General features: G+C 74.0%; 10 protein-coding genes. All 10 read right to left on the bottom strand.

Annotation, left to right across the window (positions count from 1 at the left end):
- The coding region (ftsZ, locus tag AH6_RS41470) for a cell division protein FtsZ (protein WP_067491882.1) at positions 1–1,258 on the bottom strand (1,258 nt) is incomplete at its 3' end.
- Between the two features lie 455 nt (positions 1,259–1,713).
- The gene (locus AH6_RS41475) at positions 1,714–2,502 is read right to left on the bottom strand and encodes a cell division protein FtsQ/DivIB (protein ID WP_083983962.1); all 789 of its coding nucleotides are present in this window, start codon (positions 2,500–2,502) and stop codon (positions 1,714–1,716) included.
- Positions 2,503–2,611: 109 nt separating this feature from the next.
- A complete protein-coding gene (gene murC, locus AH6_RS41480) occupies positions 2,612–4,030 on the bottom strand; it encodes a UDP-N-acetylmuramate--L-alanine ligase (RefSeq protein WP_067491884.1) in 1,419 nt (472 codons plus the stop codon).
- Positions 4,027–5,127 carry an undecaprenyldiphospho-muramoylpentapeptide beta-N-acetylglucosaminyltransferase gene (gene murG, locus AH6_RS41485; protein WP_067491886.1) on the bottom strand — a complete coding sequence of 367 codons (1,101 nt, stop codon included), beginning with the start codon at positions 5,125–5,127 and terminating at the stop codon, positions 4,027–4,029. The genes murC and murG overlap by 4 nt, the downstream gene beginning before the upstream one ends.
- A 41-nt stretch (positions 5,128–5,168) precedes the next feature.
- Entirely contained in the window at positions 5,169–6,425 is a 1,257-nt protein-coding gene (gene ftsW, locus AH6_RS41490) for a putative lipid II flippase FtsW (protein ID WP_067491888.1), read from the bottom strand.
- Positions 6,426–6,432: 7 nt separating this feature from the next.
- Positions 6,433–7,896 (bottom strand): UDP-N-acetylmuramoyl-L-alanine--D-glutamate ligase, encoded by a 1,464-nt coding sequence (gene murD, locus AH6_RS41495; RefSeq protein WP_067491889.1) that lies wholly within the window; start codon positions 7,894–7,896, stop codon positions 6,433–6,435.
- Entirely contained in the window at positions 7,878–8,939 is a 1,062-nt protein-coding gene (gene mraY / locus AH6_RS41500; protein ID WP_067491891.1) for a phospho-N-acetylmuramoyl-pentapeptide-transferase, read from the bottom strand. The genes murD and mraY overlap by 19 nt, the downstream gene beginning before the upstream one ends.
- The gene (locus AH6_RS41505) at positions 8,936–10,330 is read right to left on the bottom strand and encodes a UDP-N-acetylmuramoyl-tripeptide--D-alanyl-D-alanine ligase (RefSeq protein ID WP_067491893.1); all 1,395 of its coding nucleotides are present in this window, start codon (positions 10,328–10,330) and stop codon (positions 8,936–8,938) included. Before AH6_RS41505 ends, mraY begins: the two co-directional genes overlap by 4 nt.
- The gene (locus AH6_RS41510) at positions 10,327–11,874 is read right to left on the bottom strand and encodes a UDP-N-acetylmuramoyl-L-alanyl-D-glutamate--2,6-diaminopimelate ligase (protein ID WP_067491894.1); all 1,548 of its coding nucleotides are present in this window, start codon (positions 11,872–11,874) and stop codon (positions 10,327–10,329) included. The genes AH6_RS41505 and AH6_RS41510 overlap by 4 nt, the downstream gene beginning before the upstream one ends.
- An 81-nt stretch (positions 11,875–11,955) precedes the next feature.
- Positions 11,956–13,683 (bottom strand): peptidoglycan D,D-transpeptidase FtsI family protein, encoded by a 1,728-nt coding sequence (locus tag AH6_RS41515; protein ID WP_507762061.1) that lies wholly within the window; start codon positions 13,681–13,683, stop codon positions 11,956–11,958.
- Positions 13,684–13,772 lie beyond the last annotated feature (89 nt).

Consider the following 13,772-nt stretch of genomic DNA (forward strand, 5'->3'; position numbering starts at 1 on the left):
GCGGCTGCGGGGCCGCGGCGGCCTGCGCCACCGACTGGTGGTGCGGCTGCTGCGGGGCGGCCGGCTGCACCGGGGCCTGCTGGGGCGCGGGCTGCTGGACCGGCGGCGGCACCGGCGGGGCGACCGGCTGCGGCGCGGGCTGCTGCTGCGCCACCGGCTGCTGGACCGGCGGGGCCACCGGCTCCGACCGGCCGACGCGGCTCGGGATCGGGTTGGCCGCGGGTGCGGGCGCGGGCTGGGCAGGAGGCGGGGTCGGGCGTGCCGGCGGCGGGACCCTCTTGCCCTCGGGCTCCGCGGCCGGCTTGTTAGGGCGGAGCTCGTCGAACCCCGCCGCGATCACGGTCACCCGGACCTCGTCGCCCAGCGCGTCGTCGATCACCGCGCCGAAGATGATGTTGGCGTCCGGCGCGGCGGCGTTGGACACCAGCTGCGCCGCCTCGTTGATCTCGAACAGGCCCAGGTCGGACCCGCCGGAGATCGACAGCAGCACGCCGTGCGCGCCGTCGATGCTGGCCTCCAGCAGCGGGCTGGAGATCGCCATCTCGGCGGCGGCCACGCTGCGGTCGTCGCCGCGCGCCGAGCCGATGCCCATCAGCGCCGAGCCCGCGCCGGACATGACCGACTTGACGTCGGCGAAGTCCAGGTTGATCAGGCCCGGGGTGGTGATCAGGTCGGTGATGCCCTGGACACCCGACAGCAGCACCTGGTCGGCGGCCTTGAAGGCGTCCAGCACGCTGACCTGCCGGTCGGAGATCGACAGCAGCCGGTCGTTGGGGATCACGATGAGGGTGTCGACCTCGTCGCGCAGTGTCTCTATTCCGGCCTCGGCCTGCATGGCGCGCCGCTTGCCCTCGAAGCTGAAGGGGCGGGTGACCACGCCGATGGTGAGGGCGCCCAGCGACCGGGCGATGTTGGCCACCACCGGCGCGCCGCCGGTGCCGGTGCCGCCGCCCTCGCCGGCGGTCACGAAGACCATGTCGGCCCCCTTGAGGACCTCCTCGATCTCCTCCCGGTGGTCCTCGGCCGCCTTGCGGCCGACGTCGGGGTTGGCCCCCGCGCCCAGACCCCGCGTGAGCTCGCGGCCCACGTCGAGTTTCACGTCGGCGTCACTCATCAGCAGCGCCTGGGCGTCAGTGTTGATAGCGATGAACTCGACGCCCTTGAGTCCCTCCTCGATCATCCGGTTCACGGCGTTGACGCCGCCGCCGCCGATGCCGACGACCTTGATGACCGCGAGGTAATTCTGCGGTGCTGCCACGACGAGGGGCCTTTCCGCTCGCTCTATCGACCGGCCGGACCGGCTGTCGCCGGTGCCGCCTCGGTGTTCCTGACCTTGTGTCTTGCGTCGGTGGGATCGGGGCGGCCCGGAGGCCCCCTCAACCCTCACCCTCAACTTGAGGCTTACAGTTATGTCAACCTGAGGACTGGTACGGACAGTAGGGCGGGCTTACCGCCAGGGTCAACTAACCCCGCCCCAACTGGCGCGGCGTGTCGCGGTGAGCACCGGTTTTCCCGGTTGGCGAAGAACCGTGGGGAACATCGCGACCGCCCCGGCCCGGCCCCGTCCCGCGCGGCCCGACCGGTCAAGGGTGCCCCATCGCCGGCCGGGAAACCCCGCGACACACGCACCGGCCCCCACTCACTGAATGTATCGGTCCGGCGGCGCTTTGTATCGTCCCCGGGGCGCGCGGCGGCCGGTCGTCCGGACCGCTTTCACCGGGTGGTGACGACCTCGGGCGAGCTGACGTCGATCGTGCGCGCCGCGCGCCCGCCCGGGGTCTTGCGCAGCGCCTCCAGCAGCCGGGCCTTCTCGGCGGTCCGCTCCCCCGTGCCCCACACCACCGTCAGCCCGTCGACCAGCCGCAGCGACACCGTCTCGGGGCCGGGCGCCGACACCTCCACCAGCCGTTTCTTCAGCTCGCCGGGCAGTCCCGAGGCCACGCCGAGGCCCGCCAGGGCAGCCGGATCGGCCGGTCCGGGCGCGGCGGCGACCAGCGCCGGGAGCCGGGGCGGCCGGGCCGCGCTGTCGGCGACCGTGACGCCGTCCCGGTCGAGCTGGTAGAAGCGCCCGGCCCGCTCGACCACCGCGACCGGGACACGCTCGCGCACCGTGATCCGCACCGTGGCGGGCCACAACCGCTCCACCTTCGCCGACCGCACCTCGCGCAACCGCTGGACGCGGTCGCGCATGTCGCCGGTGGCCAGCCGCACCATCGGCAGCCCCAGCCGCACGTCGGCGGCGGCCACCACCCGGTCGCGCGGCGCCAGCGAGGTGCCGATCACCTCGACGTTGCGCACCACCAGCAACTTGGAGCCCAGCAGGACCCAGCCCACCAGCGCGACCAGGCTGATCACCAGCAGGGTGACGAACGCCACCTTCCACCGGCCGGGCCGCCCGCGCGGTTCGGCGGGGTCCTCCCCGTCGGGTCCGCCGCCGTAGGCGTCCTGGGAACCTGCGGCGGCGGCGGGGGCACGGCCCGGTGACGGTCTGGCGGTCGTCATCCCCCCAGCATGACCGCAGGCCGTCCGCCGGAGCGGTAGCCCACGCCAGGGAGGCCGTCATTCGTTGAAAGATCACACGATGGCCGGAGGTGCGGCACGATCGCACGGTTCAGCCGGCCAGCCGCTCCAGGATCAGCGGGCCGAGCCGGGTGACGTCGCCCGCGCCCAGCGTGATGACCACGTCGCCGGGACGGGCCAGCCCCGCCACGACCTCCGGGACCGCGTCCCAGTCGGGCGCGTAGACCCGCTCGGTCCCGGCCGGGACCTCGTCGGCGATCAGCTCGCCGGTGACGCCGGGCTCGGGGTCCTCGCGCGCGCCGTACACGTCGAGCACCACCGCCACGTCGGCGAGCCCGAGGGCCGCGCCGAACTCGGCGGCGAAGAAGCGGGTGCGGCTGTACAGGTGGGGCTGGAACACCGCGACGATGCGGCCGGGCCGCCCCGTCTCGGCGCCCTTCTCCCCCAGGTAGTCGCGGGTGGCCGACAGGTCGGCGGTGACCTCGGTGGGGTGGTGGGCGTAGGAGTCGAACACCTCGATCCCGGCGGCCTCGCCCTTGCGCTCCAGCCGCCGCATCGCGCCGCCGAACGCGGTCAGGCCCTCGCGGACCAGCGCGTTGTCGGCGCCGAGCGCCTGCGCGACCGCGACGACGGCCGCGGCGTTGAGCGCGTTGTGGCGGCCGGGGACGCGCAGCTCCACCGGACCGACGCCCTCGATCTCGAACCGGGAGCCCAGCCCGCGCGGGGTGAAACCGCTCACCCGCAGGTCGGCGCCCTCGGCCTCGCCGTAGGTGCGGACGGTCAGGCCGCGCGCGCGGGCGCGCTCGGCCAGCTCCATCGCCACCGGGTCGTCGGCGCCCGCGACCAGCGTGCCGCCCGGCTCGATCCGGTCGACGAACAGGGCGAAGTTCTCCTTCACCTTCTCGAAGCCGCCGTAGTTGTCCAGGTGGTCGGCCTCGACATTGGTGATCACCGCGACGCTCGGGGTGTACATCAGGAACGAGCCGTCGCTCTCGTCGGCCTCGGCGACGAACGCCTCGCCGGTGCCCTCGTCGGCGCCGAGGCCGGTGGTGACCAGCTGGCCGCCGATGCAGTAGGACGGGTCGGCCCCGGCGTGCTGCAGCGCGACGGTGAGCATCGAGGTGGTGGTGGTCTTGCCGTGCGTGCCCGCCACCGCCACCGCACGCCGCCCGGCCATCAGCGCGGCCAGCGCCGCCGAGCGGTGCAGCACGCGCAGGCCGCGCTCGCGGGCGGCGACCAGCTCGGGGTTGGTGTCGCGGATGGCGGTGGACACCACGACGGTGTCGGCGTCACCCAGGTGCGCCGCGTCGTGCCCGACGAACACCTTCGCGCCCAGCTCCCCGAGCTGGCCCAGCAGATCGGAGTCCCGGGCGTCGCTGCCGGAGACGGTGATGCCGCGCTTGAGCATCACGCGCGCGATGCCGGACATGCCGGCCCCGCCGATCGCGATGAAGTGGACCCGGCCCAGCTCCCCCGCCGGCACGACCTCACCAGGACTGATCAGACTCATCGGGCGGTCCCTGCTCCTTCCGCGCGCACCACGTCGTAGACCATCTGCGCCAGCGCCACGTCGGCGTCCCGGCGGCCCATCCGCCCGGCCGCCTCCGACATCGCCGCGACCCGGCCCGGGTCGGCCAGCACCGGCAGCAGCTGGTGGGCGATCCACTCGGGCGTCAGCTCGGCGTTGTCGACCAGCAGGCCGCCGCCCGCCGCCACGATCGGCTCGGCGTTCAGCCGCTGCTCGCCGTTGCCGATCGGCAGCGGCACGTACACCGCCGGCAGCGCCACCGCCGTCAGCTCCGCGCACGTCATCGCGCCCGCGCGGCACATGGCCATGTCGGCGGCCGCGTAGGCGAGGTCCATGCGGTCGCAGTAGGGGATGGTGACGTACTGCGGGCCGCCCGCGACCGGCTCGGGGGCCTCGGTGTTCTTGGGGCCGACGATGTGCAGCACCTGGATGCCCGCCTGCCGGAAGTACGGCGCGGCGGCGACGGCGGCCTGGTTGAGCGAGCGCGCGCCCTGCGACCCGCCGAAGATCAGCAGGGTCGGCAGGTCGGGCAGCAGCCCGAAGTAGGAGCGCGCCTTGTCGCCCATCGCCAGCCGGTCCAGCGTGGCGATCTCGCGGCGCAGCGGGATGCCCACGAAGCGGGCCCCCGGCAGCGGCGAGTCGGTGTGCGAGACCGCGACGTGGTCGGTGAAGCGCGCGCCGAGCTTGTTGGCCAGCCCCGGCTTGGGGTTGGCCTCGTGCACGATGATCGGCACCTTGCGCTTGCGGGCCGCCAGGTAGCCGGGCGTGGCCACGTAGCCGCCGAAGCCGACCAGCACGTCGGCCCGCGCCTGGTCCAGCACGTTGGCGGCGGCGTTGATCGCCCCGCGCAGCCGGCCGGGCACCGTGAGCAGCTGGGGGGTCAGCGTGCGCGGCAGCGGCACCGGCGGGATCAGCGCCAGCTCGTAGCCGCGCTGCGGGACCAGCCGGGTCTCCAGGCCGCGCTCGGTGCCCAGGCACACGATGCCGGTGTTGGGGTCCCCCCTGCGCAGCGCGTCGGCCAGGGCCAGGGCGGGCTCGATGTGTCCGGCGGTGCCGCCGCCGGCCAGGACAACCCTCATGCTCGTTGACAACTCCTCAGCATGTTCGGTGTGGGGGGATTTCAGCGCCGTGCCAGGCCCAGCCAGCTTAGGGCCCGCAGCACCGGTCCGGGACCGCGGGCGGCCAGCGCCTGCCGGGCCCCCGGTTCCCGCTTGGCGAAGGCCAGCAGCATGCCGAGCGCGATCAGGGTGGGGATCAGGGCCGACCCCCCGTAGGAGACCAGCGGCAGCGGGATGCCCGTGATGGGGAACACGCCGATCACCGCCCCGATGTTGACGATCGCCTGGACCAGCAGCCACGCGGTGGCGCCCGCGGCTGCCAGCCGGGTGAACGGGTCCTTCACCCGGCGCGCGATCCGCAGGCCCGCGTAGGCCAGCAGGCCGAACAGCCCGAGCACCACGAGCGTACCGACCAGTCCGAACTCCTCCCCGACGATCGCGAAGATGAAGTCGGTCTCGGCGTGCGGCAGGAAGTCCCACTTGGCGCGGCCCTCGCCGAGCCCGGTGCCGAACAGGCCGCCGGAGGCGATGGCGTACAGGCCCTGGGTGCCCTGGTAGTTGTGGGTGAGCTGGCTGCTGGCGGGGTCCAGGAAGCCGGTCAGGCGCTGCATCCGGTAGGGCTCGACCACGATCAGGATCGACACCAGCAGCGCGACCAGCCCGGCGATGCCGATGAACAGCCGGCCGGGCGCGCCCACCACCCAGAGCAGCGCCAGGAAGATCGTCAGCAGCACCAGCGTGGTGCCCAGGTCGTTGCCCAGCATGACCAGCAGCACCAGCAGGCCCGCGCCGGGCAGCAGCGGCACCAGCAGCGGCCGCCACTCGGTGAGCTGGCCGAGGCGCTCCTTGCGGGCCAGCAGGTCCGCCCCCCACAACACCAGGGCGAGCTTGGCGGGCTCGGACGGCTGCAACTGGAACGGCCCGAAGGCGATCCAGCGGGTCGCGCCGCCCGCGGTGCGGCCGAGGCCGGGCACCAGCACCAGCAGCAGCGCCACCACCGACAGCAGCAGGATCGGGTAGGCCAGCGCGCGGAACGCCTTGACGGGCAGCCGCGACGCCAGCCATGTCAGCGGCAGCCCCAGCGCCATCCACATCGCCTGCTTCTGCAAGAGCGTGTAGGCCGAGCCGGTCTCCTGCAACTGCTTGACCAGCGACGCCGACAGCACCATGGTCAGGCCCAGCGCCAGCAACATCACCGTGCAGCCCAGCACCAGATAGTAGGAGGTCAGCGGGCGGTCCAGCAGCCCGACGGCGGCCGCCACCTGCTCGCGCGGCCGGGCCCGGCCGGCGGCCTGCTCCTCGGCGGGGAGCGCGCTCATCGCGGCGCTACCTCGTCTCGGACTGCGTCTCGGCGCGCGTCTCGGGCCGTGTCTCCGGCCGCGTCCCGGGGAGCGCCCGCACCGCCGCCGCGAAGGCGTCGCCGCGGGCCCCGTAGCTGGTGAACATGTCCCAGGAGGCCCCGGCGGGCGCCAGGAGCACGGTGTCGCCGGGCTGGGCCAGGGCTGCTGCTTCCGTCACGACGCGGTCCATCGCCCCAGTGTCGGTGTCGGGGACGTCGACGACCGGGACATCCGGGGCGTGTCGCGCGAGCGCCTCGGCGATCCGGGCCCGGTCGGCGCCCAGCAGCACCGCGCCGCGCAGCCGGTCGGCGGCCGAGCGCACCAGGTCGTCCACGTCGGCGCCCTTGAGCAGCCCGCCGGCGATCCACACCGCCGACCGGCACGACGCCAGCGACGAGGCGGCGGCGTGCGGGTTGGTGGCCTTGGAGTCGTCGACGTAGTCCACGCCCGCGACGGTCGCCACGTGCGCGATGCGGTGCGGGTCGGGCACGAAGGCCCGCAGGCCCGCGCGGACGGCCTCCGGCGGCACGCCGAAGGCGCGGGCCAGGGCGGCGGCGGCCAGGGCGTTGGCGACGTTGTGGGGCGCGAACGGCCGCACGTCGGACAGTTCGGCCAGCTCGGCGGCGGTGGTGCGCGGGTCGTCCACGAACGCGCGGTCGACCAGCAACTCCTCCACGACGCCGAGCTGCCCGGGGGCCGGGCAGTCCAGGGTGAAGCCGAACGCGTCCGGGCCGCCCAGCGCGGCGGCGGGCGCGTCGTCGGCGTTGACGATCTGCACGCTCCCCGGGGCAAAGATCTTGCCCTTGTCCGCCGCGTAGTTCTCGAACGAGCCGTGCCAGTCCAGGTGGTCGGGGGCGATGTTCAGCACCGCCGACGCGAGCGGCGCCACGCTGCTCGACCAGTGCAGCTGGTAGCTCGACAGCTCCACCGCCAGCACGTCGATGCTCTCGTCGAGCACCGCCTCCACGATGGGGGTGCCGACGTTGCCGACCGCCAGGGCGTTGTGCCCGGCGGCCTTCAGGATCTGCGTCAACATCCGCACGGCGGTGGTCTTGCCGTTGGTGCCGGTCAGCGCCAGCCACGGCGCGGGCTCGCCGGACGGGCCGGGACGGCGCAGCCGCCAGGCCAGCTCGACCTCGCTGAAGAACTCGATGCCCGCCTTGGCCGCGGCGGCGGGCAGCGGCGCGTCGGGCCGCCAGCCCGGCGAGGCCACCACCAGGTCGGCCCCGTCGGGCAGGGTCTCGCCGTCGCCCAGCCGCACGGTGACGCCCAGCGCCGCAAGCTCGGCGGCGTGCGCGCGCTCGCCCTCGCCGTCGCGGCTCTCCACGACGGTGACCCGGGCCCCCCGGCCGGCCAGCACGCGCGCGGCGGCCCGGCCCGACAGGCCGATCCCCGCCACCGCGACGTGCCGGTCCGCCCACTGGTCGCTCGTCACTTCTTGGGCATCCATTCCAGGTAGAACAGGCCGAGGCCGATCGCGGTGAACAGCGCCGACATCAGCCAGAACCGCACGACGATGGTGGTCTCGGCCCAGCCGGACAGCTCGAAGTGGTGCTGCAGCGGGGCCATCTTGAACACCCGCTTGCCGGTCGCCTTGAACCCGCCGACCTGGATGATCACCGACAGGGTGATCATGACGATCAGGCCGCACAGGATGGCCAGCAGGAACTGGGTGCGGGTGAGGATGGCGAGGCCGACCAGCACGCCGCCCAGGGCCAGCGAGCCGGTGTCGCCCATGAAGATCTTGGCGGGCGGGGCGTTCCACCACAGGAAGCCGAACACCCCGCCCAGCACGGCGGCGGCGACCACCGCGAGGTCCAGGGGGTCGCGCACGCTGTAGCAGTTGGGGGCCAGCGCGAAGTCGTAGCAGCTGTTGCGCAGCTGCCAGTTGCCGATGATGACGTAGGCGGCCAGCACCATGCCGGCGGGGCCGGCGGCCAGGCCGTCCAGGCCGTCGGTGAGGTTCACGCCGTTGGACATCGCCGCGATCAGCAGCAGCGCCCAGATCACGAAGATCGGCGCGCCGATCGAGGGGCCGAAGTCGCGCAGGAACGACAGGTGCGGGGAGGCGGGGGTGATGTCGTAGCCGTTGGGGAAGTTCAGCGAGGCCACCGCGAAGATCACGCCGACCAGGATGATGCCGATCATCTTGGCGCCGCTGCGCAGGCCGAGGCTGCGCTGCTTGAACACCTTGATGTAGTCGTCCACGAAGCCGACCAGGCCGAGCCCGGTCATCAGGAACAGCACCAGCAGGCCCGACACCGTCGGGGCGCTGCCGTCGAACACGTGCGCGGCGGCGTAGCCCAGCAGCGAGCCGACGATGAACACGGCGCCGCCCATGGTGGGGGTGCCGCGCTTGCCCTGGTGGCCGGAGGGGCCCTCCTCGCGGATCATCTGGCCGTAGCCCAGCCGGTTGACGATCCGGATCCACACCGGGGTGCCGACCATACCGATGATCAGGGCGATCCCGGCCGCGATGATGATGTTGGTCATGCCAGCAGTCCCTCGGCGATCCGTTCCAGGCCGGCGACGCGGGAGCCCTTCACCAGTACGACGTCCCGCGGCCGTAGCCGCTCCTCGAGCGCGGTCATCGCCGCACCGACGTCCTCCACCTGTACGCACTCTCCCGTCCATGACGCCACCTGCGCGGCCCCGTCGGCCATCGCGGCGGCGGCCTCGCCGACCGTGATCAGGCCCGCGATCCCGCTGCGCGCGACATGCTGCCCGATCTTGGCATGTTCCGCCACAGCACCGGCGCCCAGTTCGGCCATCTCGCCCAGCACGGCGTAGGCGCGGCGGCCCCGCGCCATGTGCGCCAGCACGTCCACCGCCGCGCGCACCGACTCGGGGTTGGCGTTGTAGGCGTCGTTGACGACCGTGAGCCCGTCGGGGCGCTCGGTGACCTCCATCCGCCACCGGCTGGCCGGGACGGCCGCCGACAGCGCCTCGGCCACCTGTGCGGGCGCGAGCCCGGCGGCGCGGCCGACGGCGGCGGCGGCCAGCGCGTTGGCGACCGCGTGCGCGCCGTGCAGGCGCAGCGCCACCGACGCGGTGCCCTCCGGGGTGGCCAGCGTGAAGCGGGCGCGGCCCGCCTCGTCCAGCCGCTCGTCCACCGCGCGCACCGTGGCGTCGGGGGCGCGGCCGAAGGTGACGACGTGGCCGGAGGTGCGCGCGGCCATGGTGCGCACCAGCGGGTCGTCGGCGTTGAGGACGGCGGTGCCGCCGCGCGGGACGGCCTCCACCAGCTCGCCCTTGGCCTGCGCGACCGCCTCGCGGCTGCCGAACTCGCCGAGGTGGGCGGTGCCGACGTTCAGCACCACGCCGATGTCCGGCCGGGCGATGCGGGTCAGGTAGGCGATGTGGCCGACGCCGCGCGCCCCCATCTCCAGCACCAGGTTGCGGGTGCCCTCGTCGGCGCGCAGCACCGTCAGCGGCAGCCCGATCTCGTTGTTGAACGACCCGGCGGTCGCGACGGTGGCGCCCGCGCCGTCCAGCACCCGGGCGATGAGGTCCTTGGTGGAGGTCTTGCCGGCCGAGCCGGTGACGCCGACCACGGTGGCCCGCGGCAGCCGGGCGAGCACGCCCCGCGCCAGCCGGCCGAGGGCCTCCTGGACGTCGTCCACGACCACGACGGGCCCGGTGGGGCCGTCCGGTCCGTCGGGCAGCGGTCGTTCGGCCAGCACCGCGGCGGCCCCGGAGGCCAGCGCCCGCGCGGCGTAGTCGTGCCCGTCCACGCGCTCGCCGCGGAAGGCGGCGAACAGCGCGCCGGGCCCGACCGCGCGCGAGTCGATGACCACCGGGCCGCGCACCGCGGTCCCGGGGCGGCCGCCGGTCACGGTGCCGCCGGTGATCTCCGCGATCTCCGCCAGCGCAAGTGGGATCACGCCTGCGTCCCGTCCCCTCTCACAACGGCGCGGCGCAGCGCCTCGCGGACGACCTCGCGGTCGTCGAACGCGAAGACCTCACCGGCCACGTACTGTCCCTGCTCGTGCCCCTTGCCCGCGACGACCAGCACGTCGCCGCGCCGGGCCCGGCCCACGGCCAGCTCGACGGCGGCGGCGCGATCGGGTTCGACCACGATGTGCGCCCGCTGCGCCTGCGGCACCTTGAGCCCGCCCTCGACCATAGCGGTGAGGATGGCGAGGGGGTCCTCGGACCTGGGGTTGTCGTTGGTGAAATACGCCATGTCGGCCAGCCGCGCGGCGGCCTCGCCCATCAGCGGGCGCTTGCCGCGGTCGCGGTCGCCGCCGCAGCCCAGCACGATCGCCAGCCGGCCCTCGGTGACCGGGCGCAGCGCGGTCAGCACCGCCTCGACGGCGCCGGGCTTGTGCGAGTAGTCCACCAGCGCGACGAAGTCCTGGCCCTCGTCCACCCGCTCCAGGCGGCCGGGCACGCCGGCCAGCGCGCCGACGCCGGTGACGGCGGTCTGGAGTGGGATGCCCGCCTCGACCAGCGCCACGATCGCGCTGAGCGCGTTGGAGACGTTGAACGGGCCGGTGAGCTGCACCGAGGCGTCGGCCTCCACACCTCCGGGGCCCACCACGCGGAACACGCTGCCGTCGGAGCCGAGCCGCACGTCCAGCGCGCGCCAGTCGGCCTTGGGGTCGCCGGCGGCCGAGTAGGTGGTGATCGGCACCGGCGCCAGCCCGGCCAGCTCGCGGCCGTGGTGGTCGTCGAGGTTGACCACGCCGATCCGGCAGAAGCCGGGGGTGAACAGCTTCGCCTTGGCGGCGAAGTAGTCCTCCATCGTCGCGTGGTAGTCCAGGTGGTCCTGCGACAGGTTGGAGAAGATCGCCACGTCGTAGAACGCGCCGCCGACCCGGCCCTGCTCCAGCGCGTGGCTGGAGACCTCCATGGCGGCGGCGGTCACGCCGCGCTCGCGCATCATCGCGAACAGCGCGTGCAGGTCGGTGGACTCGGGCGTGGTGAGCGCGCTCGGCACCCGCTCGCCCGCCACCCGGATCTCCACGCCGCCGACCAGGCCGGTCGTCAGCCCGGCGGCGCGCAGCCCCGCGTCCAGCAGGAAGGTGACGGTGGACTTGCCGCTGGTGCCGGTGACGCCGATCAGCGTCAGGTCCTTGGCGGCCTCGCCGTACACGTGGGCGGACGCCTCGCCGAGCCGGGCGCGCACGTTGCCGACCACCAGCACCGGCAGCCCGGTCGCCGCCGCCCGGTCGCGGCCGGCGGGGTCGGTCAGGACCGCCGCCGCGCCCGCCGCGGCGGCCTGCGTGGCGAACTCCGCGCCGTGCGCGCGGGCGCCCGGCAGCGCCGCGTACACGTCGCCCGGCCGCACCGCCCGCGAGTCGTGGGTGACGCCGGAGACCTCCACGGCTCCGGCGGTCGCGCCGGACCGCCCGGGGATCAGCTCGGCGTCGAGCAGGCCGGCGAGCCCGGACAACGGTCGGGCCTGGTTTTCGGACGGTCGCATGGGGTGTCTTTCGGTGCGGGCGGAACGGGTCGGCTGGGACAACGGTGCGGAACTCACGGCGAGAGAGGGTACTCGTAACGGTCAGTTTCGGGCGTAGATCTTGACGATCGGCGATTTGCTCCCGGTCGGCGGGATCTTCCGGGTGCCCAGGGCGAAGTTCATCACGTCCCGGAACACCGGCGCGGCGACGTCGCCGCCCATGTGGCTGCCCTTGGCCGGCTTCTGCAGCACCACCTGGACCACCAGCTGCGGGTCGTCGGCGGGCGCGAACCCGGCGAAGGAGGCGGTGAAGCCGCCGCCCTGGTAGCGGCCGGTGCGCGGGTTGATCATCTCGGCGGTGCCGGTCTTGCCCGCCACCCGGTAGCCCTTGACGCGGGCGAGCGGCGCGGTGCCCTCGTCGCCGGTCGCGCCCTCCAGCATGTCGCGGATCTGCCGCGCGGTCTCGCTGGTGATGACGCGCTTCTGCGCGGGCGCGGGCGCGGGGGTGAAGGCCCCGTTCTCGTCGGTGGTGCCGGTGACCAGGGTGGGCGCGACCCGGACGCCGCCGTTGGCGATGGTGGCGTAGACGCTGGCCATCTGCAGGGCGTTGACCGACACGGTCTGCCCGAAGGCGATCGGGTAGCGGTCGGTGGCCGCCCACCGGTCCGGCGGCCGCAGCTGCCCCGCCGTCTCGCCGGGCAGGCCGATGCCGGTCCGGGTGCCGAACCCGAAGTCGCGCAGGTACTGGTACAACGTCTGCGGGGTGATGCTGTCGGCGGCCATGATCGTGCCGACGTTGCTGGACTTGGCCAGCACGCCGGTGAAGGTCAGGTGCTCGGTCGCGTGCGGGTGCGAGTCGGTGAAGGTCTGGCCGAACTTGGTGATGCGGTCCCGGACCTTGAACGGCGTGGTGGGCCGGATGCCGCCCTTCTCCATCGCGGCGGCCGCGGTGATCACCTTGCCGGTGGAGCCGGGCTCGTAGGCCTCCTGCACGATCGGGCTGCCCCAGTCCTTGTACCGGCCGTACTGGTTGGGGTCGTAGCCCGGCGCGGAGGCCAGCGCCAGCAGCTGCCCGGTGCGCGGGTCCATCACGACGACGCTGCCGCTGCGCGCGCCGGTCGCCCGGACCTGCTTCTCGATGGCCTGCTGGGCGTGGTACTGCACGTCGCGCAGCAGCGACAACCGCAGGTCGCGGCCGGGCACCGACGGCTTCTTCTGGCTCTCGCCCATGGGGATGTGCTGGCCCTCGGGGCTGATCTCCACCCGCTGCCAGCCGTCCCTGCCCGCCAGCACCGAGTTCTGGGAGTACTCCAGCCCGGCGCCGCCCACGCCCGCACCGTTCACGAACCCTATGACGCCCGCGGCGAGCGAGGTGTTGGGATATTCGCGGCGGTATTCGGGGACCGTCCCGATGCCGAGGAACTTCAGCCCCGTCACCACCCGCGCCTGGTCCGGCGGCACGCCGTGCGCCAGGTACTCGAAGCGGCTCTTGGGCTTGCTGATGGTGCGCAGGACGGCCGCCGGGTCCAGGCCCAGCATCGGCGCCAGCGCGTTGACGATCGCCTGCCGCTTCTCCGGCTTGATGACGTAGGGGTCGGCGAAGATGCCGCGCGCCTCCATCGTCAGCGCCAGCGGGTTGCCCTGCGCGTCGGTGATGTCGCCCCGGTCGGCGGACAGCTTGATCTTCTGGAGCCGCTGCGCCAGCGCGCGCTCCTTGTACTCGCCCGACTCGATGGTCTGCAGCTGCACCAGCCGCCCGGCGAACAGCGACAACACGAACGCCACCACCAGCAGCGTCACGTTGAGCCGCTTGAGCGGGTCGCGGCGCACGAACGGCACGCGCGGGCGCGGCCTGCGGCGCGGCGGCTCCGGACGGGGACGGCCCGGCCGCCGCCCGGCGGGACGGGTCGCGCCGTCGC

The organism is Actinomadura hibisca NBRC 15177, assembly GCF_001552635.1.
GTDB lineage: Bacteria > Actinomycetota > Actinomycetes > Streptosporangiales > Streptosporangiaceae > Spirillospora > Spirillospora hibisca.

Excerpts from the sequence above, each read along its gene's own strand:
- AH6_RS41475 (WP_083983962.1), bottom strand. The coding sequence starts at position 2,502 with ATGACGACCGCCAGACCGTCACCGGGCCGTGCCCCCGCCGCCGCCGCA.
- murC (WP_067491884.1), bottom strand. The coding sequence starts at position 4,030 with ATGAGTCTGATCAGTCCTGGTGAGGTCGTGCCGGCGGGGGAGCTGGGC.
- murG (WP_067491886.1), bottom strand. The coding sequence starts at position 5,127 with ATGAGGGTTGTCCTGGCCGGCGGCGGCACCGCCGGACACATCGAGCCC.
- ftsW (WP_067491888.1), bottom strand. The coding sequence starts at position 6,425 with ATGAGCGCGCTCCCCGCCGAGGAGCAGGCCGCCGGCCGGGCCCGGCCG.
- murD (WP_067491889.1), bottom strand. The coding sequence starts at position 7,896 with ATGGATGCCCAAGAAGTGACGAGCGACCAGTGGGCGGACCGGCACGTC.
- mraY (WP_067491891.1), bottom strand. The coding sequence starts at position 8,939 with ATGACCAACATCATCATCGCGGCCGGGATCGCCCTGATCATCGGTATG.
- AH6_RS41510 (WP_067491894.1), bottom strand. The coding sequence starts at position 11,874 with ATGCGACCGTCCGAAAACCAGGCCCGACCGTTGTCCGGGCTCGCCGGC.